Annotated in this window: 20 protein-coding genes; 16 read left to right on the top strand and 4 right to left on the bottom strand. The window is 55.8% G+C overall.

Features of this window, described 5'->3' with window-relative positions:
- The 15 genes from rseP (at position 1) to PHT20_RS04010 (ending at position 16,404) form a co-directional block, all read left to right on the top strand.
- The gene (gene rseP / locus PHT20_RS03940) at positions 1-1,365 is read left to right on the top strand and encodes an RIP metalloprotease RseP (protein ID WP_301019531.1); all 1,365 of its coding nucleotides are present in this window, start codon (positions 1-3) and stop codon (positions 1,363-1,365) included.
- A 43-nt stretch (positions 1,366-1,408) separates the two neighbouring features.
- Complete coding sequence (gene bamA, locus PHT20_RS03945; protein WP_301019532.1) at positions 1,409-3,709, top strand: outer membrane protein assembly factor BamA; 2,301 nt, start codon at positions 1,409-1,411, stop codon at positions 3,707-3,709.
- Positions 3,709-4,218: an OmpH family outer membrane protein gene (locus tag PHT20_RS03950; RefSeq protein WP_300083284.1), complete on the top strand. Its 510-nt coding sequence runs from the start codon at positions 3,709-3,711 to the stop codon at positions 4,216-4,218. Before bamA ends, PHT20_RS03950 begins: the two co-directional genes overlap by 1 nt.
- Before the next feature lie 30 nt (positions 4,219-4,248).
- Positions 4,249-5,250: a UDP-3-O-(3-hydroxymyristoyl)glucosamine N-acyltransferase gene (gene lpxD / locus PHT20_RS03955; protein WP_300083286.1), complete on the top strand. Its 1,002-nt coding sequence runs from the start codon at positions 4,249-4,251 to the stop codon at positions 5,248-5,250.
- 16 nt (positions 5,251-5,266) lie between these two features.
- The gene (gene fabZ / locus PHT20_RS03960; protein ID WP_300083288.1) at positions 5,267-5,704 is read left to right on the top strand and encodes a 3-hydroxyacyl-ACP dehydratase FabZ; all 438 of its coding nucleotides are present in this window, start codon (positions 5,267-5,269) and stop codon (positions 5,702-5,704) included.
- A gap of 10 nt (positions 5,705-5,714) precedes the next feature.
- Positions 5,715-6,509: an acyl-ACP--UDP-N-acetylglucosamine O-acyltransferase gene (lpxA, locus tag PHT20_RS03965; RefSeq protein ID WP_300083290.1), complete on the top strand. Its 795-nt coding sequence runs from the start codon at positions 5,715-5,717 to the stop codon at positions 6,507-6,509.
- A gap of 16 nt (positions 6,510-6,525) precedes the next feature.
- A complete protein-coding gene (lpxB, locus tag PHT20_RS03970; protein ID WP_300083292.1) occupies positions 6,526-7,674 on the top strand; it encodes a lipid-A-disaccharide synthase in 1,149 nt (382 codons plus the stop codon).
- Between the two features lie 73 nt (positions 7,675-7,747).
- On the top strand, positions 7,748-8,353 hold the full coding sequence (gene rnhB, locus PHT20_RS03975; RefSeq protein ID WP_300083302.1) for a ribonuclease HII: 606 nt from the start codon (positions 7,748-7,750) through the stop codon (positions 8,351-8,353).
- Entirely contained in the window at positions 8,350-9,135 is a 786-nt protein-coding gene (locus PHT20_RS03980; RefSeq protein WP_301019533.1) for an RNA methyltransferase, read from the top strand. The genes rnhB and PHT20_RS03980 overlap by 4 nt, the downstream gene beginning before the upstream one ends.
- Before the next feature lie 258 nt (positions 9,136-9,393).
- Positions 9,394-11,337: a SpoIIE family protein phosphatase gene (locus tag PHT20_RS03985; RefSeq protein ID WP_301019534.1), complete on the top strand. Its 1,944-nt coding sequence runs from the start codon at positions 9,394-9,396 to the stop codon at positions 11,335-11,337.
- A 5-nt stretch (positions 11,338-11,342) separates the two neighbouring features.
- Complete coding sequence (locus PHT20_RS03990; RefSeq protein ID WP_301019535.1) at positions 11,343-12,260, top strand: transporter substrate-binding domain-containing protein; 918 nt, start codon at positions 11,343-11,345, stop codon at positions 12,258-12,260.
- Between the two features lie 17 nt (positions 12,261-12,277).
- On the top strand, positions 12,278-13,141 hold the full coding sequence (locus PHT20_RS03995) for a class I SAM-dependent methyltransferase (protein WP_300088636.1): 864 nt from the start codon (positions 12,278-12,280) through the stop codon (positions 13,139-13,141).
- Positions 13,138-14,769, top strand: coding sequence for a transporter substrate-binding domain-containing protein (locus PHT20_RS04000; RefSeq protein ID WP_301019536.1), 1,632 nt, complete (start codon positions 13,138-13,140; stop codon positions 14,767-14,769). The genes PHT20_RS03995 and PHT20_RS04000 overlap by 4 nt, the downstream gene beginning before the upstream one ends.
- Positions 14,766-15,422, top strand: coding sequence for a polar amino acid ABC transporter permease (locus PHT20_RS04005; protein ID WP_300087909.1), 657 nt, complete (start codon positions 14,766-14,768; stop codon positions 15,420-15,422). The genes PHT20_RS04000 and PHT20_RS04005 overlap by 4 nt, the downstream gene beginning before the upstream one ends.
- Before the next feature lie 22 nt (positions 15,423-15,444).
- Positions 15,445-16,404 carry an MBL fold metallo-hydrolase gene (locus PHT20_RS04010; RefSeq protein ID WP_300087907.1) on the top strand — a complete coding sequence of 320 codons (960 nt, stop codon included), beginning with the start codon at positions 15,445-15,447 and terminating at the stop codon, positions 16,402-16,404.
- Here PHT20_RS04010 and PHT20_RS04015 read toward each other — a convergent pair.
- Positions 16,401-16,829, bottom strand: coding sequence for an ATP-binding protein (locus PHT20_RS04015; protein ID WP_300087905.1), 429 nt, complete (start codon positions 16,827-16,829; stop codon positions 16,401-16,403). The two genes, PHT20_RS04010 and PHT20_RS04015, sit on opposite strands and share 4 nt — an antisense overlap.
- 83 nt (positions 16,830-16,912) lie before the next feature.
- Here PHT20_RS04015 and PHT20_RS04020 point away from each other — a divergent pair, with 83 nt between their 5' ends.
- On the top strand, positions 16,913-17,197 hold the full coding sequence (locus PHT20_RS04020) for an STAS domain-containing protein (protein WP_300087903.1): 285 nt from the start codon (positions 16,913-16,915) through the stop codon (positions 17,195-17,197).
- 21 nt (positions 17,198-17,218) lie between these two features.
- On the opposite strand, the gene PHT20_RS04025 is transcribed toward PHT20_RS04020, so the two are convergent.
- The 3 genes from PHT20_RS04025 to PHT20_RS04035 all read right to left on the bottom strand — a co-directional run bounded on the left by PHT20_RS04025 (position 17,219) and on the right by PHT20_RS04035 (position 23,146).
- The gene (locus PHT20_RS04025; RefSeq protein WP_301019537.1) at positions 17,219-18,487 is read right to left on the bottom strand and encodes an HD domain-containing protein; all 1,269 of its coding nucleotides are present in this window, start codon (positions 18,485-18,487) and stop codon (positions 17,219-17,221) included.
- Positions 18,488-18,629: 142 nt separating this feature from the next.
- Positions 18,630-19,610, bottom strand: coding sequence for a response regulator transcription factor (locus PHT20_RS04030; protein ID WP_300088040.1), 981 nt, complete (start codon positions 19,608-19,610; stop codon positions 18,630-18,632).
- Between the two features lie 35 nt (positions 19,611-19,645).
- Positions 19,646-23,146 (bottom strand): ATP-binding protein, encoded by a 3,501-nt coding sequence (locus PHT20_RS04035; RefSeq protein WP_301019538.1) that lies wholly within the window; start codon positions 23,144-23,146, stop codon positions 19,646-19,648.
- Positions 23,147-23,255: the final 109 nt, after the last annotated feature.

A 23,255-nucleotide genomic window follows, 5' to 3' on the forward strand; every position in this document is an offset into this window, starting at 1 on the left:
ATGCTGACCTTGCCTGCTTTCATTGTGGCCATTGCGTTGCTGATTGCCATTCATGAATATGGCCACTACCGCATGGCGTTGGCCTGTGGCGTGCGGGTGTTGCGGTTTTCTTTGGGCTTTGGCAAGCCCATCTACCAATGGAAAATCAAAAACTCAGACACTGAGTTTGTCTTGTCTCTTTTTCCGATTGGGGGCTATGTCAAGATGCTCGACGAGCGTGAAGCGCCCGTTGCACCCGAGTTGCGGCACTTGGCATTTAACACCCAGTCACTTGGTCGTCGCGCAGCCATTGTGGCGGCCGGGCCTTTGGCCAACCTGGGTTTGGCTGTCGTTCTTTATGCTTGTGTGAATTGGTTGGGGGTGGAGTCTGCAGCGCCCGTGTTGAGCCACCCAGCGGCACAAACCTTGGCCAGTCAGGCCGGTATTGTGGGCGGCGAGCGCGTGTTAAGAGCCGGTATGGCGGGGCAAGAAGCTCAGGATGTGGCATCTTTTGAAGCGCTGCGCTGGCAACTGACGCGCGCTAGTTTGCAAGCGCAAGACCTTCAGTTGGTCGTGCAACGCGCTGGCTCTTCAATAGAGCGTGAGGTGACGCTGCCTCTCTCAGGGTTGGCACAGCCCGAGCTTGACCTTGCCATGTTCGCGCACATTGGTATTGTGGGGCCTTTTAGCCGACCTTTGATCGGAAAAATCATGGCTGACGGTGCCGCAGAGCGCGCTGGTTTGCAAGAGGGCGACGAAGTGCTCTCGGTCAATGCGCAAGCCGTGGTGGATGGTCAGCAACTGCGTCAATGGATTCGTCAGTCAGGAACACAAGGTACCAATGCCCCGCAAACCTGGCAAGTTCTGCGCCAAGGCCAGCAGATCAGTTTGCAGGTACAACCTGCTCTGGTGCAAGAGGCGGGTGTGTCCATTGGCCGAATCAGTGCCTATGTGGGTGCTAACCCTGAGATGGTCATGGTCAGTTATGGGTTGTGGGATGGCGTGAGCCAAGCGGTGGTTAAAACTTGGGATGTTTCAGTGTTGACGCTCAAAATGATGGGCAAGATGCTGACCGGGCAAGCCTCGGTGAAAAACATCAGTGGCCCCTTGACCATTGCCGATTACGCGGGCAAATCAGCCAGCCTGGGGCTCACCCAATACCTGATTTTTTTGGCTTTGATCAGCGTCAGTTTAGGGGTGCTGAACCTGCTGCCTTTGCCGGTTTTGGATGGTGGACACCTGATGTATTATCTTTGGGAGGGAGTCACCAGCAAGCCGGTGTCTGAGGCCTGGATGATGCGTTTGCAGCAGTTTGGCATTGCTGTGTTGATGATCATGATGTCCATTGCCATGTTCAACGATATTTCCCGTTTATTTGCTTCTTGAGTTCGGCCTTGGGTTGTGCTGGCTCTTTTAATGGTTTTAAAACATGCAATTTGATCGATTTCATTTCAAGACACTCTCCAGGTTGGTCGCGTTCACTTTGGTGGCTCAATCAGCCTGGGCGGTTGACCCATTCACGGTTCGGGACATTCGCATTGAAGGCTTGCAACGTGTAGAGCCTGGCACCGTGTTTGTCTCCATGCCCGTGCGGGTGGGTGACACCTATAACGACGACAAAGGCTCAGCGGCCATTCGCTCTTTGTTTTCCTTGGGCTTGTTCAAAGACGTGCGCATTGAAGTCAATGGCGATGTGTTGGTGGTTGTGGTGCAAGAGCGCCCCACGGTGGCGAATGTTGAATTTGTCGGAACCAAAGAGTTTGACAAAGACGTGTTGACCAAGTCGTTGCGTGACGTGGGACTGGCCGATGGCCGCCCCTTTGACAAGGCGCAACTCGATCGCGCCGAGCAAGAGCTCAAACGCCAATACATCAACCGCAGCCTGTACGCGGCTGAAGTGGTGACCACGGTGACCCCCATTGAGCGCAACCGGGTGAACTTGACCTTTACCGTGACCGAGGGCGACCCGGCCAAAATCAGCGAAATTCGCATTGTGGGCAACCAGGTGTTTGACGAATCCACCCTGCGCAAGCTGTTTGACCTTGATACTGGCGGCTGGATGAGTTGGTACACAAAATCCAACCGGTATTCGCGTGCCAAACTCAATGCTGACATTGAAACCCTGCGCTCTTACTACCTGACACGTGGCTACCTTGAGTTCAAGGTGGACTCCACACAGGTCAGCATCTTGCCCAACAAAACCGACATTGGCATCACCATCAACATTTCTGAAGGTCAGAAATTTGTGGTCTCTGGCGTCAAACTGGAAGGTAATTATTTGGGCAAAGACGACGAATTCAAATCCTTGGTGGCGATTCGACCAGGCGAAGCCTACAACGCGGATCAAGTTGCCAAAACCACCAAGGCATTCACCGACTACTTTGGCAATTTTGGTTACGCCTTTGCCCGGGTGGAGTCCAAACCCGAGATTGATCGCGTCAACAACCGCGTCGCCTTGGTGCTTCAAGCCAACCCGTCAAGACGCGCCTACGTGCGCAACATCAATGTGGCTGGCAACACCCGAACACGTGATGTGGTCGTGCGGCGTGAATTCCGCCAACTTGAAGCGGCTTGGTACGACGCCGAAAAAATCCGTTTGTCGCGCGACCGGGTCGATCGCTTGGGTTACTTTGGCGATGTCGCCATTGAAACCCAAGAAGTGGCAGGCTCGCCCGACCTGGTTGACCTGACCATCAACGTCACAGAAAAACCCACCGGCAGTTTGAGCTTGGGGGCAGGTTTTTCAAGCGGTGACGGTTTGGGTTTGTCGTTTGGCTTGAAGCAAGATAACGCTTTTGGTTCAGGCAATTCACTGGGCGTGCAGGTCAATACCAGCAAAGTCAACCGGGTGATTGTGTTCAACACCACCGACCCTTATTTCACAGAAGATGGTGTGTCTCGCACCTATGACCTCTATCACAAGACCAGCAGCCCCTACCAAGACCAAAACTACTACCAGTTGGTGACCTCGGGCGCAGGGGTGCGTTTTGGTGTGCCCTTCACTGAAATTGACACGGTTTACTTTGGTGCAGGGGTAGAGCGCACCACCATCGTGCCAGGCACCTTGCTGCCCACCTCGTACCAAACCTATGCCAACGAATACGGTTACACCAGCTCATCCATCCCGGTCACAGCGGGCTGGGCACGTGACAGCCGCGACAGCTCACTGGCACCCACCCAAGGCAGGTACCAACGCGTTAACGCCGAGTGGTCTTTCGCAGGCGATGCCAAATACCTGCGCACCACTTACCAATTTCAACAATATGTGCCTTTGAGCAAACAATACACGGCGGCGCTCAATGCTGAAGTGGGCATGGGCGCAGCAGCGGGTGGACGGTCATTTCCCGTATTCAAGAGCTTTTATGGCGGTGGGCTGGGCTCCGTTCGTGGTTTTGAACAAGGCAGCTTGGGGCCCAAAGATACCAGTGGCACGGTCATTGGTGGCTCACGCAAGTTGAATGTCAATATGGAAGTTTTGACGCCGTTCCCTGGCGCAGGGAACGACCGAACACTGCGCATGTATGGCTTCTTTGACGTCGGTATGGTGGGCGGCCCAGATGGTGGCTTGGCCATCAATGCCAACGCCAACAACCTCAGGTCATCCATGGGCGTAGGGATCAGCTGGATTTCTCCGGTGGGACCTCTGCGCTTGGCGTTTGCCAAGCCGTTGCGCAAGTTAGACGGCGATAGAATTCAAAGCATGCAATTTCAAATTGGGACCAGTTTCTGATGAATCATTTATTACGTCGTTTGTGCACCGCTGCCACTGTTGGCTTTTGTCTGACTGCAGCACAGGCACAAGAAGTTCGTTTGGGCTTTGTCAGTACCGACCGGGTGCTCAAAGAAGCCAGCACAGCCAAGGCGGCGCAAACCAAGTTGGAGCAGGAGTTTTCCAAGCGTGAAAAAGACTTGGTAGATCAAGGCGCCAGCATCAAAAGCATGGCCGACAAGTTTGAGCGTGAAGCGCCCACCTTGCCTGAGACACAACGCCAAGCCAAGCAAAAGCTGTTGCTTGAGCAAGACCGTGACTTTCAACGCAAACGCCGTGAATTTCAAGAAGACTTGAATTCACGCAAAAACGAAGAATTGCAACTGGTCATTCAACGCGCCAACAAAGCCATCAAAGAAATTGCAGTGGCTGAAAAATATGACTTTATTTTTCAAGACGCGGTGTATGTCAATCCCAAGCACGACATCACTGACAAAGTGATCAAAACCCTCAATTCCGTTGCCAAGTAAGTGCAGCGCTGCAGAGGTACAGCAGCGGTCATGCGTTTGTCTGACATTGTGGCTGCCCTGGGCGGACAGTTGCATGGGGACGCAAACCTCTGCATAGAAGGCTTGGCGCCGCTAGAGGTGGCTACTTCAAGGCAATTGAGTTTTTTAAGTCACCCCAAATACCAACAGCAACTGGCTTCCAGCCAGGCCGCGTGCGTGATTGTTCACACGGCCATGGCAGCGCAAGCCATGGCGCGCGGCGCGTGCATCGTGACCGATGAGCCCTACCTTTACTTTGCCCGTGTCACACAACTCTGGAAAAAGCACTTGCCTACGGCTGATCAGCCCAACTGTCATCCCAGTGCCGTGATTGACCCCACGGCCAGCGTGCACCCCAGCGCACGCATTGGTGCGCTCTGCGTGGTTGAAGCAGGTGCGGTCATTGGTGCCCATACCGTGCTGAAATCGCGCGTCACGGTCTCGGAACACTGTGTGGTGGGTGAACGCTGTGTGTTGCATTCGGGTGTGGTCATTGGTGCGGATGGTTTTGGTTTTGCACCCGCTGCCGGTCGTTGGGAAAAAATTGAGCAGTTGGGTGCCGTGCGCATCGGCAACGACGTTGAATTGGGTGCCAACACCTGTGTGGATCGGGGCGCCTTGCAAGACACCGTGATTGAAGATGGCGTCAAGCTCGATAACCTGGTGCAAATTGGTCACAACGTGCACGTGGGCGCACACACCGCCATGGCGGGTTGCGCCGGGGTGGCTGGCAGCGCTCACATTGGCGCGCACTGCACGGTGGGCGGTGGCGCGGTGGTGTTGGGGCATTTGACCCTGGCCGAGGGGGTGCACATTTCTGCCGCCTCGGTGGCCACCCGCTCCATTCACAAGCCTGGTCATTACACCGGGATGTTCCCAATTGATGACAACGCATCTTGGGAAAAAAATGCAGCTTCGGTCAAGCAATTGGCCAGTTTGCGCGACCGCATTAGGGCGTTGGAACACCAGGTGGCTTTGCTCAACCCAGCCGCCGTGTCAGACACGCACTCATAACAAAGGAAAAAAATCCATGGACATCTACAAAATTCTCACCAAACTGCCGCATCGTTATCCATTTTTGCTGGTTGACCGGGTGTTGGAGATTGACAAAGGCAAGACCATCAAGGCGCTGAAAAACGTCACTATCAACGAGCCTTTTTTCCAAGGTCACTTTCCTTACCGTCCCGTCATGCCAGGGGTGTTGATGCTTGAAGCCTTGGCGCAAGCGGCCGCTTTGCTGGCTTTTGATGCCATGGACTCGGCCGCGACTGACGACACGGTGTACTACTTTGCGGGTATGGAAGGGGTGCGTTTCAAGCGCCCCGTGGAGCCGGGTGACCAATTGATCTTGGAAGTGGCCTTGTTGCGCATGAAAGCGGGCATTTTCAAGTTTCAGGCGCGTGCCCTGGTGGCGGATGAAGTGGCTGTGGAAGCCGAGCTGACCTGCGCCATTCGCAAAATAGCTTGAGGACGCGCCCTTGACCGCCATTCATCCCACGGCTCTGGTGGCGCCCACGGCAGAGCTTGACAGCTCGGTCACCGTAGGGGCTTACAGCATCATCGGACCACACGTCAAAGTGGGTGCAGGCACCACGATTGCGCCGCATGTGGTGATTGAAGGCCACACCACCATTGGCTGCGACAACCGGATTTTTCAGTTCTCATCGTTGGGCGCCATTCCGCAGGATAAAAAATACGCAGGTGAGCCGTGCGAGCTGGTCATTGGCAACCGCAACACGATTCGCGAGTTTTGCACCTTCAACATCGGCTCGCCGGGCGACGTGGGCGTGACCCGTGTGGGTGATGACAACTGGCTGATGGCCTATGTGCACCTGGCGCATGATTGCCAAGTGGGCAACCAAACCATTTTTGCCAACAATTCTCAATTGGCCGGTCATGTGCATGTGGGTGACTGGGCCATTTTGGGTGGGTTTACCGTGGTGCACCAGTTTGTCAAGATTGGTGCCCACAGCATGACGGCCATGTGTACCTTGTTGTTTGCCGATTTGCCCCCGTTTGTCATGTGCCAAGGCCAGCCTGCTGCTGCCCGCTCGATGAATTTTGAAGGGCTGCGTCGCCGGGGTTTTTCCCCCGAGCGCATCAGAGCCATCAAAGGCATGCACAAAGCCTTATACCGTGACGATTTGACCCTGCAAAGTGCCCGTGCGCGCATTGCAGAACTTGATGAAAATAGTCCAGAGAGCACGCCAGATGTGCAGCTGATGCTCTCTTTTCTAGATCAAACATCGCCCCAGCGCGGCATTGTTCGGTAGCCAAACCGATGGCTTTATGACCTTTGCTGCACTGGTTGCGGGAGAAGCTTCAGGTGACTTGCTGGCTGGCTTGTTGCTTGATGGGCTCAATCGTCAGTGGCCCGTGTTGCACACTGCTGGCATCGGTGGCCCGCACATGGCACGCCGGGGGTTTGATGCCTGGTGGCCACACGAGAAGCTCTCGGTGCACGGCTTTGGCTGGGAGCTGTTGATCCGTTACCGCGAAATCGTGGGCATTCGCCGTCAGCTGAAACAGCGTTTGTTGCAACAGCCGCCGGATGTGTTCATTGGTGTCGATGCGCCTGACTTTAACCTTGACCTGGAAGCCGACTTGAAGGCGCACGGCATCAAAACCGTGCATTTTGTCTGCCCCTCAGTGTGGGCGTGGCGCCCGGAGCGGGTGGAGAAAATCAAACGCAGCGTTGACCATGTGCTGTGCATTTTTCCGTTTGAGCCTGAATTGTTGGCGCGCAGCGGCATTGCCGCCACCTATGTGGGGCACCCGTTGGCGCAGGTCATTCCCATGCAGCCCGACAAGTCTGCGGCTCGCGCGGCGCTGGGTCTGGCGGCCACAGATCAGGTGGTGGCCATTTTGCCGGGCAGTCGCAGCTCAGAAATTCGTCACTTGGCTTCATGCTTTTTTAGGGCTGCAGCGCTTATGAATAAAGCGCAACCAGCTATAAAATTCATTGTGCCTGCGGTACCGTTTCTAAGAATTGAAGTGGAGAAAGCGGCTTATTTCAGTGGCATGCAGCAGCATTTGCAGATCATTGAGGGGCAGTCGCACACGGCCTTAGCCGCTTGTGATGTGACCCTGATCGCCAGCGGCACCGCCACCCTGGAGGCGGCCTTGTTCAAGCGCCCCATGGTCATTGCCTACCGCATGGGCGCTGTGTCATGGCACATCATGAAGCGCAAAAAATTACAGCCCTGGGTGGGTCTGCCCAACATTTTGTGCCGCGACTTTGTGGTGCCAGAACTGCTGCAAGACGCAGCCACACCTGAAGCCCTTGCGCAAGAAGTTTTGCAATGGCTGCAAGCCGCCAGCACAGAGCCTGAGAAAATAACAGCTTTAGAACATAGGTTCACCGCGTTGCACCAAGAGTTGCAGCGTGACACCCCAACCCTTGCCGCTCATGCCATTGCGCACCTCGTTAACCCTTAAGCCCGTGGCACCTCCGGCCAAAGTCAAACCCAGGGCTGCCAAGCCCAAACGCCGCTCTGCGCCCCAGCCCAGCATGGCTCATTTGGCGCTGCAATGGGGGGTGAATGGCCTGATTGCCGGCGTGGATGAGGCCGGTCGCGGGCCGTTGGCCGGACCGGTGGTGGCCGCCGCGGTGATTTTGGATGACTTGAACCCGATTGAAGGCTTGGCAGATTCCAAAAAACTGACCGTGCGCAAACGCGAACAATTGTTTGACGAAATTCGTGCCAAAGCCTTGTGTTGCAGCGTGGCGCAAGCCAGCGTGCAAGAAATTGACCGCTTGAATATCTTGCAAGCCACATTACTGGCCATGCGCCGCGCCGTTGAAGGTTTGCGTTTGCCGCCCAAGCTGGTGTTGGTTGACGGCAACCGCTTGCCCGTGCTGCCCATGCGTGCGCAAGCCATCGTCAAAGGTGATGCCCTGGTGGCAGCCATTTCTGCCGCGTCCATTTTGGCCAAAGTCACACGTGACCGCTGGTGTGAGACGGTTGACACGCAATACCCTGGCTACGGTTTTGCCCAGCACAAGGGCTACGGCACCGCGGTGCACCTGGCTGCGTTGCAAAACTTGGGCGCGTGCCCTGAGCACCGCACCACCTTTCGGCCGGTGACCGAGGTGTTGGCACAAGGGCGCGCATGAGTGAGCCTTTGTTCATCAGTTCGCGTGACAACGCCTGGCTCAAGGCGCTGATCAAGCTCTCACATGGCAGCACTGAATACCGCAAGCAACACCAGGTGTGGGCCGAGGGAGACCATTTGGTGCGTGCCGCCAAAGCGCGTGGGGTGCGGCCACAAGTGGCCGTGTTTTCAGAGTTTTTTTGGCCTCTAGCGCCCGTAAAATATGCGCAGATAGCTACAAAAAACGTAGTTATTTCAGACCCGCTGTTTGATGCCATCAGTGCCTTGGAGTCGCCCGCCAAGATGGGTTTTTTGTTTGACTTGGCAGCGCCGCCGGCGCTGCAAGCTGGTGTGGCCAGCGTGGTGCTAGACCGGCTGCAAGACGCTGGCAATGTGGGTGCCATTTTGCGCAGCGCCGCGGCATTTGGTTTCAAGCAAATTGTGGCGCTCAAGGGCACCGCTGCGCTGTGGAGCCCCAAGGTGCTTCGCGCTGGCATGGGCGCGCATTGGGGCTTGCAATTGATCGAGTCGGCCGAGTTGGAGAGCGTGCAGCGCTTAGGCGTGCCGCTGCTGGTCACCAGCTCGCACCGGGGTGATTTTTTACACCAGTCACTTGCAAAAAGAGAGCTGCCTATGCCCTGTGCATGGGCGCTGGGGCATGAAGGGCAGGGGGTCAGTGCAGCGCTTGAGTCGCTCGCCAGCATGCATGTGCGCATCGCTCAGCCGGGTGGCGAAGAGTCGCTCAACGTGGCCACTGCCTGCGCGATTTGTCTTCATGCCAGTGCGACTGCCGCTTTGACCTGATGAACCAGACAAGTCAGTAGATGCCCTGATTGCTTGAGCTGTCTGTGCACTGTACGATGCCAAACTTGCCGCTTGCATTGGCTTTCGAGTCTTCTTAAAAGCACAGCCCAAAGGACTGTGCGTAACAACTAACAATTGGCGATGATTTGGACACCCAGATGACAGAGTCAGACAGCAAACCAGCCGCTGGTGTTAATTTTTTTAAAAACTTCAATCGTGTGGTGGGCGCTGCCTTTTTGGCGATCATGGTGCTGGTTCTTGGGTTTTTTTTTGCAGCAAATCAACGTCAAACACACGCAAGAGTTGGCCAGCATTCAGGGACACGTGGCGCGGCACAGTCAGTTCATTGAGTTCATCTTGCGCTCATCGATGGATTACTTGGAGTCTTTGCGCACAACAGCGCATGCCCATGACGATGCGGTTGGGCGCACGCCCGCCAGTGCACATGCCTTGTTTCCCTACCTTCGAGAGCGCAGTGGTGCTGACGGTTTTAATCTGGATGCCATGCCTGACCGTGATTTGGGCGGTAACCTGACCGGGCTGGGGTCGCTCACTGGGCGCACCTCGTTGTTTTACCAAGATGTCAATATGGCGCTTGGCCTGAATCAGACATTTTTCTCTATTGTTTTTAATTTGCCTAGTGCGGCTGAGGCGTCATTTGTTTCGGTAGAAAACTTTGCCACCTTGTCGCCATGGCAAAGTTCGTCGAAACGCCAATTTAACCAAAGTTGGTACGAAAGCCCACTGTGGCAGCTGGGCAAGCCCGAACACAACCCCAATCGTGAAAAATATTGGGGGCCGGTTCACTTTGGCGGCAAAGATGTGGGGCTGCTGGTGCCAGCGGGAGCGCCTATTTACAGCAAAGATGACTTCCGGGGCATTGTCAGCATTGAAACCAGTTTGGATTATTTGAACCGCATCAATGCAGACTTTGGCTACCAGCCTGGCACTGTGCTGCTGGTGGATGCCTTTGGCACGGTGTTGGCGCACCCTGACTTGGCGAAGTCTGCCATGGATCAGCAAACCACCAAATCCATCAACCAACTGCTGCCTGCTGAGGTGGTTGCAGCTTTGGGCTCGCTTCGTGACTTGCCAGAGCATCAGCCTTTTGAGGTGGCTGGCCACCTGCTGATCAAACACAGTTTTGTTTCTGCGCCTTGGCAACTGATCTATGTGGTGCCCAGTCGGGTGATTTGGGTGAAGTTGCTCACAGAGTACGGCGGTGCCATGTTGGTCATGTTTCTTGGGTTGAGCAGTTTGATCATCGTCATGTACCTGGTGACTGCGCGTGAGTTTGTCGGGCCTGCCACCAAGCTGGTGCAGCACTTGGCAGCAGAATCTGAATTCAAACCTTTACCCATGCCCGTGGTGCCTTTTGCCTGGCGACCCTGGTTTGAGACCATTTCCAAAGCATTTCGCGAGTCTCTGCAGCTGATGTCATTGCGGCAAGAGCTCGATATTGCAGCCAACATGCAGCAGGCTATTCTGCCCCGCCATTGGCCTAGCAGCAGCAAGTTTGAGTTGTGGGGCACCATGCGGTCGGCCAAAGAAGTGGGTGGCGACTTTTATGACCACTTTCAACTCCATGGCGGTAAATTTGGTTTTGTGGTGGCTGATGTGAGCGGCAAAGGCGTGCCTGCAGCCTTGTTTGGCATGGTGTCAAAAACCTTGCTGAGAGCCACTGCCATTCAACATACCCATACCCCTGGCTTGACGCTTGCCAAAGTGAACGATGCCTTGTGTGAGGACAACGACACTTGCATGTTTGTGACCGTGTTCTATGCCGAGTTTGACCCTGAGCTTGGGTTACTGACCTATGTGAATGCCGGCCATCCACCGCCGCTACTCACGCATGCGGTTGGAACCAGTGAGTTTTTGCCCACCACAGACGGCATTGCCCTGGGTGTGGCAGACGGCATAGTGTTTGCACAGCATCAGGTTCAACTCCAACCTGGCGATGTGTTGGTGGTTTATACCGACGGGGTCACCGAGGCCTTTAACTTGAGCAGCGAAGAATTCACCCAAGAACGCTTGCCAGGTGTGTTTGCCGCTGAGTCTGCGTTGACAGCCCAAGCCGCAGTACACCAGGTAGTTCATGCCGTGGACGAATTTGTTGCCGGTGCGCCGCAATCTGATGACATCACTTGTGTGGCGCTGCACTATGGCACTGACGACGTGGCGCGTGCCACAGCCGAGGTGTAATCACCATGCACACAACTTTTTTGTTTCAATCGAAAGTTCTGCCCAGCCGCTTATTCAAAGACATGATGGGCTGGCTCTTGCTGAGCCTGGTGTTGGCAACTTCTGTCCATGCAGATGTCCTTGACCGCATCATGGCGCGTGGCGAGCTGATTGTGGGGGTTAAGAAAGATGTGCCACTGTGGGGCATGCTGGACCCGGCCAGCGGACAGATCAAGGGGTTTGAGCCAGATTTAGCGCGCTTGGTGGCACAAGAGCTGGGTGTGAAGTTGCAACTGGTGGGGGTGCAAACTTCAGAGCGTGAAGAGGCCGTGGTCAGTGGCCGGGTTGACATGTTGATCGCCACTTTGTCCGATACCCCTCAGCGACGCATCAGCATGACGCTGGTTCAGCCGCATTACTATTCTTCGGGGGTCAATTTACTGGCACGCAAGTCACAAGGGTTCAAGCAATGGAGCGAGCTCAGAAACCGACGAGTTTGTGGTCGGCGGGGGGCTTTCTATAACCGGTTGGTCACAGTCACTTATGGCACGGATCTGATTGCGTTGTATGGCAATGAGTTGACGTTTGCAGCCCTGCGCGACGGGCGTTGTGAGGCGCTTCTGCATGACGACATTGCGATTGTGGCCATGCTGCAAAACCCAATGTGGGCGCAAGACTTTGAAATGCCTTTAGACACCTTGTACAACGTGCCATGGTCGATGGCGCTTGCGCCCACCGAGCGTGGCAGCAGGTTTGAAGCAAGACTATCCAAACTGGTCGCAAGTTGGCATCGCGGTGGGCTGCTGCGTGAGTTAGAGACCCAATGGGGCGTTCCGCCCACCGCTTACTTGAAAGAGAAAGAGCAGATTTGGCAGCGCAAGGCCAGTGGCGTTTGGTATTGTGGCGATCAAGTCACAACCACCACGCCCCTAGAATGTTTGTAGACCTTATATCTTCAATCATGCGCTTTGAAACTCCACCTGCATCGAACAATGCTCCACAGCCCACACAGCTTGACGTGGATGCCAGCAGTCGGCAGGTGAATCAGGCCATGAAGGCCTTGTATGACCATTATTTCGCCAGCCATGACTATGTCAAAAGATACCCCCAACCGAATCAGGCCACGCTGCATTTTTTGCTGAAACACGGGGCGGGTCAAGCGCAAGACATTCTGGATTTTGGTTGTGGTAATGGCCGTTATGCCTTGGCTTTGCTGCACATGACGCAAGCCAAACTGACGGGCTACGACATTTCTGAAACTGCATTGGCCGAATTTAAAAGTCATCTTGAGCCATTGAATGGGCAAGCGCGTGTGCGGCTCCTGCATGGGGAAAGTGCAGTGTTAGACCACAGTGGCAGCTATGACATGGTCTTGATGTTGTTTGGCGTCTTAAGCCATGTAGGGGGTCAACAAGCTCGGCAAAAGACATTGCTTCAACTGAGAAAACTGATGCCTGACGACGGCAAACTGCTGCTGACTGTGCCAAACCTGTGGCGGCGCAGACCTTTTGAATTGGCCAAAGCAGCTTGGATGCGCTGGACTGGGCAGGCCAAAGGTTTGCAGGCAGAGCCTGGCAACATTGTCTTTAACCGAAAGCTTGCAGGTGTGGAGCATCAGTTTTTTTACCATCTTTTTACCGTTCGGGCCTTGCAGCTTGAGCTTTTGGCTGCGGGCTTCGAGGTCACACAGGTGGAAGCAGAAAGTATCTTCCCCGAATGGCTGATTACCCAGCATGCCTGGCTTGGCGCTTTGGATGCCAAGCTTTCACATTATTTGCCGGCTTTTTTTGGCTACGGCATCCGAGCAGTGGCAAAGCGCATATGAATTCACAGACATTGAGACACCGCATAGCAACGCTGCTGATGCTGTGCAGCTGGTTGCTGGCAGCTGTGGTGCAGGCCGCGCCACAAGAGCCCGTACGCGCCAGCGAAAGATGGGCCATGATCAAACAGCGTGGTCAATTGATTGTGGGTGTGAAAACCGACTACCCACCTTTTGGTCAACTCAATGCGGCTGGCCAGCCCGAAGGCTTTGAGCACGACTTGGCGCAGGACATTGCCAAGCGACTCGGTGTGACTTTGGTCAAGGTGGGTGTTTCGGGTGCCAACCGCTTGCAAAAGCTGGAGGAAGGCAGCATTGACATGGTGCTGGCCACCACCGGAGACACGCAAGACCGGCGCAAGATGGTCACCATGATTGAGCCTAACTACTACTCGTCTGGTGTGACACTGTTCATGGCTCCAGACCAATACATCGCTGACTGGACCGAGACCCGGGGTAAGAAAGTGTGCGCCACCCAAGGCAGCTATTTCAATCGGGTGATGGCACAGCGCTATTTGCTGGATTTGCAAATGTTCAACTCAGCTCGAGACGCCAAGCTGGCGGTCAAAGACAAGCGGTGCATTGGCTACCTGTTTGACAACACCGCCATTCAAGGCGACCTGCGTTTGCCTGAGTGGTCGGGCTACAAGGCACCTTTACCACCGGTGCTGGGCACCCCTTGGGCTATTGCCATTGCCAAGCGTGAGCAGGGCACAGACTTTGAACGCGTGCTGGGCGATGCGGTCGCCGATTGGCATCGCACCGGGTTTGCCATTGAGCGTGAAAAAGCATGGGGCTTGTTGCCATCCAAATTTCTGGCTGAAGCACATGCGCTGTGGACCAAGCAAGATTCAGCAGGCAATAGCCTTTGTCAGCGCGACAGCGCTGGGCAGTGGCCAAGTTTGTGCCGCAACCCGGTGTTTTTGAACTCGGCGGATGTCAGCGGTTTGCGCCGCCTTGGCCTTTGGGTCAAAGAACACACGGGCATGGATTTGACGTTGGTCTATGACGACTACGACCGCGAGCGTTTTTTAAAGGGCTTGGCAACCACAGTGCTGCTGATGGTGTTGTGTGTGGTGGCCAGTTTGGGCTTTGGCGTGCTGGGTGCCATGGTGTCTGAGGCCAGACTTTGGGGCATCAGCCGCACTATCCGCATGGCCAGTGTGGTTGGGCGCATGACGCCCCCTTTGCTGGTGATGTACCTGGTGTTGTTTGGAGTGGGGTCCACGTTGATGGCTTCTTATGGCATCAGCTTGTCACCTTTTGCTGTGGTGGTTGGCTGTTTGTCTTACTACACCGGCTCAAGTGTGATGACGGCCTTGTTGTTTGCGGCCGAGGTGCAGCGTCAGCAGCGGGCGGATTTTTACCTGAAAGCCTCCAATCTGCGCGATGTCATTGCCATGAGCAGTGGTCATGTGACTGCTGCATTGGTCAATGTGTCAAAGGCCACCATGATGGCCTCTGCGGTGGCTGTGCCTGAGCTTTTGTCAGCCGTGACCACCATCATGACCGACAACGGCAACGTCACGCTGATGATGAATGTGCTGTTGTTGACCTTCTTGATTTTGATTTTTGTGACATTTCGTTTACTTGGCGCTCTGGAGAAAAAACTGCTTGGGAGTGTCAAATGACACTGTTTGATGCAGCCGTTTGGCGCGAACTGTGGGTTTGGACGCCATTTTTATTGACCGGTTTTGGCCTGAATATTTTGATAGCGTTGTTGGCCATGTTGGTGGGCACCAGCTTGGGCTGGGGGCTGGCTTTGTTACGGCTCTCTGAGCGCAAAGCATGGGTGAAACTCAGCCTGCTGTTGACTGAATTCACGCGCAATGTGCCAACCATCGTGTTCCAGTTTTATCTGGCTTTCATGTTGCCAAGTGAATTTGTGCTGCCGGGGACAACCCTGCTGCTGGGGTTTCCTGGCTGGTTGAACGCCTCTTTGGCTTTGGCCATAGCGGTGATCGGCTTTACCTCTGACAACCTCACCAACGCCTTGAAATCTTGGCGTATGGGTGATCACAGCGCCGCTTTGCTCTTTTTGCCCAACTGGACCAGTTACATGCTCATCATTGTGATTGCTTCCAGTACCGCGTCCATCATTGGCGTCAGTGAGCTGGTGAGCCGTTGCAACACAGTCATCAACGCCACCGGCAACACCCGTTTGATGTTGCCGGTTTACCTGTACGCGTGTTTGTGTTTCTTTTTGTTTTGTTACCCATTGACCATGCTGATGCAGCGCTACAGAAGCTATTTGGCTGCACGGTTCACGCACAAAACCAGTTGATTCATAAGATGAAATACACGCTATGAAAGTTCGATTTTGGGGCACTCGTGGCTCAATACCCATCTCACTGACCGCCGCACAGTCCCGTGCCAAGTTGGTGTCGGCTCTCCAATTGGCAGTCACCCATGGTTTGAACCGCCAAGAAGATGTTGAGACCTTCATAAGCACCCAGTTGCCGTTTGAAATCTCAGGCACTTTTGGCGGGCACTCAAGTTGTGTACAGCTTGAGTCAGAGGGGGCAGCACATGTTTTTTTGGATTTTGGCACCGGTGCCAGACCACTGGCGGGTGACTACCTGAAACGGTTCCCACCGCATGTGCCGCAAACTTACCATGTGTTCATGTCCCATGTTCACTGGGATCACATCATGGGCTTCCCCTTTTTTACACCGGTCTACATTCCCGGCAACCGCATCGTTATTCACACCTGCCATGCCCACGCAGAGCAGGCTTTTCGCACCCAGCAGTCTGCACCATGTTTCCCGGTGCCATTTGAAGCGTTAAGTGCAAACATTGAATTTGATGTGTTGCAGCCAGGTCAGCGTTACGACATTGCGGGTTTTTCTGTGCAGGCATTGTTGCAACTGCACTCAGGCGATTCATACGGCTGGCGTTTCGAGCGACATGGCAAAGCCATGGTGTATTCCACCGATTCAGAGCACAAGTTAGACGACCCGTCTTCGCTGGATGAGTATGTTAAATTTTTCTCAGAGGCAGATTTGGTGGTGTTTGATGCCATGTATTCGCTGGCTGATGCCATCTCGGTGCGTGCTGACTGGGGCCATTCCAGCAACTTGATGGGCATTGAGCTCTGCCAAGCCGCCAACGCCCGGCGACTGTGCATGTTTCACCATGAACCGGCTTATGACGATGCCAAACTTGCTGAAGTTCTGGCACAAACACGGCAGCTTGAAGCCATTTACCGCACTGGTGCGGCGCTTGAGGTCAGCACCGCTTATGACGGGCTTGAAATCACACTTTAAGCACCATGCTCAAAGAGGGTTTGGCGAATCTGAAGCCGATTCCATGAGCCGACGCGTTGGTAGCTCAACTCGTCAACCAGTTGGGTCACCAAATAAATCCCCAAGCCGCCCACCGGTCGCTGATCCAGATCAGTGCTCAAGTCGGGTGCTTTGACTTGCAGAGGATCAAATGCCATGCCGTTGTCTGAAAGTGTCAGGTGCAGGTGTTGGCCTTCTTGCACCAGCGTCAATTCAATCAGGGTCTCAGCACCACTTTGTGAGCCGTAATTCATGATGTTGACCACCAGTTCCTCCACGACCAATTGCACCTGAGCCACTGCCTGCGCTGACCAGCCTTGACGCAGACCCAAGCCTGTCACTTGGTTAAGAAGTTGTGCCAACTCTGTGGCTGTGGCTTTGCATTGAAGCGTGAGTTGCTCTGACATAAGTTGAAATGGTCTTGGCTTGAATACCGCAGTGACTGCAAGCTACTATAAGATCACAATCATATTGTTGAAAAGGAGCTTAAATGACCACCATCGCCACTTACAAAGCCATTGGACGGCTAGACACTTTAACTGCCAGTGCCGTGGAAAAAAGCCTGATGGCGCTGTTGATGGACGATGTTCACAGCATCACCATGGACATGTCGGAGTTGGACTACATCAGCAGCGCTGGCCTGCGCGTGTTGTTGGTGGTTGCCAAGGCGGCCAAAGCCAAAGGCGGCAAATTGGTGGTGCAGTTGCTCAAACCCACGGTCTTGGAGGTCATCAAGATCAGTGGATTTGACCGCATCATCACGGTGCAAGTTTGAGCGACTGAGCCATCTAAACAATCAGTCGTAAAACCAGGCCGTAGCTTCTTCGGTGGCCCACTGCAAGGCCAAGTGAGTGTCGTCAAAGAGCATGTTGCACAGCTTGGTTGTGGTGCCGGGTTCGCGTGTCCAGCCCTTCAGGGCAATGCCGATGCGCCTTCTGTCACCACCCAATCGGTAGGTGAGGTCACCATACTCGTTCACCACCCGGCACAACAAAGCCACAAACGCATTCACGACAGTGCGTACCGGTTTGCCTTGTTCTTTGGCATTGTTTTGCAAGGCACGCACAAAGCGCAACAGGTAGTCAAGCTTGCACACATGAGAGAAGGTGTTGGCAAATTGGCGCACATTGGAGCCTTGTATGGCCATCAGCTCACGCTCAATCACTATGTCCAGCCCAACATCTTGGTACTCTGGCAAACCGGGTTCAGCCAGCATGCGCCCGATGCGTGCCACAGCCCGGCCAACGCTGATGTCTGCTGCAATCAAAGCTTCTCTGAACGCCAAACCTTCGGTGGGTTGCGTGCCTTTGCCACCTGCTGGCATGGCAGCTGCTGCGCGGCGCAGGTCACTCATCATGTTGCGAATTTTGGATTCACGCACCGGGACAGTGCCAGCGATGTCAGCCAGGTTGATGCGCAAAAACAGGTGCAATATGCCCAAGCGCTCGGCCTCAGACATTTCACGCATGGGGATCAGGTCTACCAACGCCGAGAGCGAGCCCTCTCCGGTGCTGACCACGCCAAACACATCATGAAACCGGATGATGTGCAAAAACAGCCAGTAGTCCAGTTCAGTGCGAAACATGCCGCGCAGCGCCGGCTGCTCGGCGCTGTATTGCAGGTGGTAATAGCCAATGGTGGGGTGGCGGTCGCGCTGAATCACCTTGCCAATGTCGTGGTAGAGCGCGCACACCGCAATGTAGCCTTTGGCAGCTTCCGCTGACCATCCCTTTGCCGTCATCTCTGGCGACTCGTAAATGGCCAAGTAATCGCACTCCAACTCGGCCATTTCATAAAGCAGTTCATCGCTGTCGGTTGGCACCACGGCACCCAACCCGTTCTCATTGATTTGCAGCGCTTTTTTGACAACGGCACGCACATGACCGGGTGTGTCGCGGTTGTCTTTGGGGTCGCGGTCGTGGTCAACCAAACCGGCTAAATCGTGTCCAAAAGGCAGCTTCTCCAGCATGTCGTCGCTTGGCCAAGGTGCCTGGTACAGGGCTGGCACCAGTTGTGAAAACGCTGAATCAGCGGTGAAATGGGGCTGAGATTCAAGGGTATTCATCAAGACTCCAAAGGCAAAAGTTAAAAATGCAAAGTGTCAAACACATCTGCATTGTCAATCAAAGCTGTCGCTGTGTAAGTTGCTTTAGTAACGCTTGGCAGTCCTGTATGCGCAGGCCAAGTCAGTGAGGTTTTGGCCTGGTTTACCCCTCAAACTGCGGTTGCAGTTGGCGAATGCAGCGCATCACCATGCTGGCTGCAGCGGTGCGGTTTTCTACGCCGAGCTTGGCAAAAATGCGCTCCAGGTGTTTCTTCACGGTCATGGGGCTGCTGCCCAGAATGTCGCCAATGTCGCGGTTGGTTTTGCCCTTGACCACCCAGTACAGCACTTCGGCTTCTTTGGGGGTGAGCTTGAAACTCAGGGCAATGGCTTCAATCACGCTTTGGTCTGATACCTCTTGCATGATGATGAGCCAGTCGCCGCCACCGTCAGCGTCGCCAATTTGCTGGTGCAGGCGAAACGTCAGGCGTGTGCTGCCCTGCTCAAGGCTCAGTCGTGGTGGCTCAATGCCAATGACCCCCAGCGTCACATGGCGGCGCAGCCATTGCAGCACCGGGATCGGGGTGGTGGGGGCGTCGGTGCCGTAATATTTTTGCAGCAAGTCACGCGCCAGCGGGGTTTGCCACATCAGTCGGCCATCCGCCACGCGCACGGTGATGCTGGCGTAGCCAAATGCGTCCAGCGCATTGCGTGCCTGACGCTTTTCACGCGCGCCTTGCACATGCACCGCCATGCGTGCCAGCACTTCCTTGGGTTTGATGGGTTTGGTGATGTAGTCAATGCCACCGGCCTCCAGGGCGGCCACCAGGTGCTCGGTCTCGGTCAGGCCTGTCATGAAAATGATGGGTATGTGTGCCGTGGCCGCCTCTGCTTTGAGAGCACGCGCCACCTCAAAGCCATCCATGCCGGGCATCATGGCATCGAGCAGCACCATGTCGGGCAAGGTTTTGAGGGCAGTTTGCAACGCCGCCGGGCCATTGAGTGCCACCAGCACGGTGTAGCCAGATTCTTCAAGCGCGTCGTGCAGCAGGCTCAGGTTGTCTGGCACGTCGTCCACAATCAGCACCAAGCTGCTGTTGGCTCGATCCAGGGAGGTGTTCAAGTGCGTCAGGGCAGGGGTCATGGGCGAGAGCAGGTTGGGCAAAGTGGGCAATGGGTTCAGACGGACAGCATCACTTGGTTCAATTCGTCACGCATGGCTTCAAATTGAAATTGTTTGGACAGTGTTTGCATGTGGGTCACAAATGGCGCGTAGCTGGGGTCTGCGGCTCGCAGGCGACTGAGCTCATTGAGCATGCCACGGTAAAACCCCAGATTGACCTGATCCAGCAGTGGCTGAAGCTCTGAAGCAGGTGGGTACACCAAGGCGGGTTTGGTCAAGGGTTTGGCTGATTGCGTCCCTGCGTCGAGCCAGCTCAGATGCAGGCGCAGCTCAAGCCAGTCAAGCAGGTCGCTGTGGCGAACCGGTTTCAAAATGAAGTCTTCTGCCGGCACACCCTCGGTGTGGCTTTGGCTGCGTTCAAACGCATTGGCCGAGACAATGGCCATGGCCGGCTGCAGGCTGGTCATGTGGGTTTGCAGCTCGCGAATGCGGCGCAGGGTTTCCCAGCCGTCAATGCCGGGCATGGCCAGATCCAGCAAAATCACATCGGGCACATAGCCGCTCACCAGCAAGTCCAGGCAGTCGTGGCCGCTGGCGGCGGTGCGCACCTCAAAGCCAATGGGTTGCAGCACCTGCTGCATCAGCTCGCGGTCGGCCGCCTCGTTGTCCACCACCAAAATGCGCTTGCGCTCACCGGCATAGGCCACCCGGGCACGACGCAGGTAAATGCGGTGTTGCGGTTGGGTGCCGCTGGCCCACAAAGTGCTGGCGGCGGGCAGGTGCAGTTCTGGTAAAAACAGCTTGGCCTGAAAGACCGAACCCTTACCCGGCGTGCTGGTGACCGACATCTCACCGCCCATCAAATCCGTCAGCATCTTGGCAATGGTCAAGCCCATGCCAGCCCCTGCGGTGGCAGCTGCTTTGGCGGTGCGCACAAAGGGCTCAAAAATTCGTTCAAGCTCTTGGGCTGTCAGCCCCGGCCCGGTGTCTTCGACTTCAACGAACGCCATTTCCCGGGCATAGCGCACGCGCAGGCACACATGGCCTTGCGCTGTGAATTTGATGGCGTTGCCCAGCAGGTTGATCAAAATTTGCCGTACCCGCTTTTCATCGGCGCGCACCACCGGTGGCAGTTGGCCGCTGACCTCGCACCTGAATGACAGGCCTTTGGCCAGCGCCTCCAGCTCAAACAGGCTGGCAATGTCGTTGACCAGCTCGGCAAACGCCATGGGTTTCACGTTCAGGTTCAGCCGCCCGGCCTCAATGTGCGCCAAATCCAGCGTGCCTTCAATCAGCGAGAGCAGATGTTCGCCGCCGCGTTTGATCACCGCCACGGCTTGCTTGCGGTGGTCTGGAATGCTGGCGTCTTCGCCCATCAGTTGGGCGTAGCCCAAAATGCTGTTCAGAGGGGTGCGCAGCTCGTGGCTGATGGCGCTGATGTAGCGGCTTTTGGCTTGGTTGGCCAGGTCCGCGGCCAGGCGGGCTTGCTCTGCCACGCGCTTGGCGGACTGCAAGGCTTCATCGGTTTTGCGGTGCAACTCAATCTCTCGCAGCAACAGCTGGGTTTGCCGATTGGACTCGTTTTGTGCCACTTTGCGGCTGTGCTGCGCCAGCACCACCCACCAAGCCACCAGCCCGCCAATCAACAGCAGCGCCACATAGGCTTTCCAAAAGCCGGCTTGCAGGGCACTCATGGCGGTTTGCCGCATGGCCAGATCGAAAATCGACTCGGTCAAGGCGTGTTTTTCCTGGTGGTAAAGCAGCCCAAACACGGCCGCCAGCAGTGGGGTGATGACCAACATCAGCAGCAAAAAATCACCCAGCCCTTTGTCCAGATGGACCCAACTGCGCTGCGGCAGCAGCCCGCGCAGCAGCCCCTGCCATTGCTCGCCCAGATTGGCGTGGGGTTTGCACAGGTCGCCACAGCGCGCATCAAGCGTGCAGCACAGCGAGCAAATGTGACCCTGGTAGGCCGGGCAGTGCGCCATGTCGGGGCTCTCGTAATCGCGCTGGCAAATCACGCAGGTGTGCAAGCCCTGGGGCAAGTCGTTGGTACCTGGCCGCGCCAAGTAATACTTGCCCCGGGTGGCCCAAGCCAGCAGCGGGGTGGCCAGCAAGGCCGTGCCCATAGCCATCAGCACTGAAAAGGCTTGAGCCAGCGGCCCAAAAGCACCCAAGTGCGCGGTGATGGACAACACCGATGCCAGTGCCATCGACCCCACTCCCACCGGGTTGATGTCGTACAGGTGGGCGCGTTTGAACTCGATGCCTTTGGGGCTCAACCCCAGCGGTTTGTTGATCACCAAATCAGCCACCACCGTCATCATCCAGGCAATGGCAATGTTGGAATACAGCCCCAGCACGTCGCCCAAGGCGGCAAACACGTTCATTTCCATCAACATAAAGGCAATCAAGGTGTTAAACACCACCCACACCACGCGCCCCGGGTGACTGTGCGTCAGGCGCGAGAAAAAATTGCTCCAGGCCAGCGACCCGGCGTAAGCGTTGGTGACATTGATCTTGAGCTGCGACACCACCACAAACAGCGCCGTGGCCGCCACCGCCCAGCTGTCATCAGAAAACACATACTCATAAGCGGCCAAATACATCTGGTTGGGGTCGAGCGCCCGGTCTGGCGGCACCGCATGGCTGATGGCCAGGTAAGCCAGCAGCGCACCACCCAACATTTTCAGCACACCCAACACCACCCACCCAGGCCCCCCCACCAGCACGCCAAGCCACCAGCGGCGCCGGTTAGCAGGGGCCAGGGCGGGCATAAAACGCAAGTAGTCCGCTTGCTCGCCCATTTGCGTCATCAAGGCCACCCCCACCGTCAGTGCAGCACCAAACAAGGGCAAGCTAAAGGCTTGTGAGTTTGCCTTGTCACCAACATAGTGCATCACCCCCGCAAAAGCGGTCGGGTCTTTGGCCAGCACAAAGCCAAACGGCAGCAACCACATCAGCAGCCACAGCGGCTGTGTCCACACCTGCAGTCGGCTGATGGTAGAGACCCCGTGCGTGACCAGCGGCATCACCACCAAGGCGCACAGCAAATAGCCCCACGTCGGCGGAATGCCTAAAGCCAGCTCCAGCGCGTAGGCCATCACTGCCGCCTCCAGGGCAAAAAAGATGAAGGTGAATGAGGCGTAAATCAGCGAGGTGATGGTCGAGCCCATGTAGCCAAAGCCGGCACCGCGCGTCAACAAATCCATGTCGACGCCGTAGCGGGCGGCGTAAATACTGATGGGCAGTCCAGCCAGAAAAATGATCAGCCCGGTGGCCAATATCGCCCAAAACGCGTTGACAAACCCGTACTGCACCAGCAGCGTGGCACCCACCGCCTCTAGTATCAAAAACGCAGCAGCACCCCCAAGCGCTGTCTGTGCTACACGCCATTCAGACCACTTTCGAAAACCCTGTGGCGTGAACCGCAGGGCGTAGTCTTCAAGCGTTTCGGCAGCCACCCAGGCGTTGTAGTCGCGCCGCACCAGCGTGATGCGCTGTGGCGCGCCAGGCTCAGGCAGCGTGGGTGGGTGGGGAAGGGCTGCAGTGTTCACCCCCTGGGTACTGCAGTATTCATGCCACGCCACGCCAGGGCATGGCAAAGGCTCAGTCGGTCTTGGCGCCGGTTTCAAACCAGGTTTTGATCACCATGCGCTCGGCCTC

This window comes from Rhodoferax sp. (genome assembly GCF_028715765.1).
Classification (GTDB): Bacteria; Pseudomonadota; Gammaproteobacteria; order Burkholderiales; family Burkholderiaceae_C; genus Rhodoferax.

Bases quoted from the DNA above. Each gene is read 5' to 3' on its own strand.
- rseP (WP_301019531.1), top strand. From the start codon at position 1: ATGCTGACCTTGCCTGCTTTCATTGTGGCCATTGCGTTGCTGATTGCC.
- PHT20_RS04025 (WP_301019537.1), bottom strand. From the start codon at position 18,487: ATGAATACCCTTGAATCTCAGCCCCATTTCACCGCTGATTCAGCGTTT.
- rnhB (WP_300083302.1), top strand. From the start codon at position 7,748: ATGGCTCATTTGGCGCTGCAATGGGGGGTGAATGGCCTGATTGCCGGC.
- PHT20_RS04005 (WP_300087909.1), top strand. From the start codon at position 14,766: ATGACACTGTTTGATGCAGCCGTTTGGCGCGAACTGTGGGTTTGGACG.
- fabZ (WP_300083288.1), top strand. From the start codon at position 5,267: ATGGACATCTACAAAATTCTCACCAAACTGCCGCATCGTTATCCATTT.
- lpxD (WP_300083286.1), top strand. From the start codon at position 4,249: ATGCGTTTGTCTGACATTGTGGCTGCCCTGGGCGGACAGTTGCATGGG.
- PHT20_RS03980 (WP_301019533.1), top strand. From the start codon at position 8,350: ATGAGTGAGCCTTTGTTCATCAGTTCGCGTGACAACGCCTGGCTCAAG.
- PHT20_RS03990 (WP_301019535.1), top strand. From the start codon at position 11,343: ATGCACACAACTTTTTTGTTTCAATCGAAAGTTCTGCCCAGCCGCTTA.
- lpxB (WP_300083292.1), top strand. From the start codon at position 6,526: ATGACCTTTGCTGCACTGGTTGCGGGAGAAGCTTCAGGTGACTTGCTG.
- PHT20_RS04000 (WP_301019536.1), top strand. From the start codon at position 13,138: ATGAATTCACAGACATTGAGACACCGCATAGCAACGCTGCTGATGCTG.
- PHT20_RS04010 (WP_300087907.1), top strand. From the start codon at position 15,445: ATGAAAGTTCGATTTTGGGGCACTCGTGGCTCAATACCCATCTCACTG.
- PHT20_RS04015 (WP_300087905.1), bottom strand. From the start codon at position 16,829: ATGTCAGAGCAACTCACGCTTCAATGCAAAGCCACAGCCACAGAGTTG.
- PHT20_RS04030 (WP_300088040.1), bottom strand. From the start codon at position 19,610: ATGACCCCTGCCCTGACGCACTTGAACACCTCCCTGGATCGAGCCAAC.
- PHT20_RS03950 (WP_300083284.1), top strand. From the start codon at position 3,709: ATGAATCATTTATTACGTCGTTTGTGCACCGCTGCCACTGTTGGCTTT.
- bamA (WP_301019532.1), top strand. From the start codon at position 1,409: ATGCAATTTGATCGATTTCATTTCAAGACACTCTCCAGGTTGGTCGCG.
- PHT20_RS04020 (WP_300087903.1), top strand. From the start codon at position 16,913: ATGACCACCATCGCCACTTACAAAGCCATTGGACGGCTAGACACTTTA.
- PHT20_RS03995 (WP_300088636.1), top strand. From the start codon at position 12,278: ATGCGCTTTGAAACTCCACCTGCATCGAACAATGCTCCACAGCCCACA.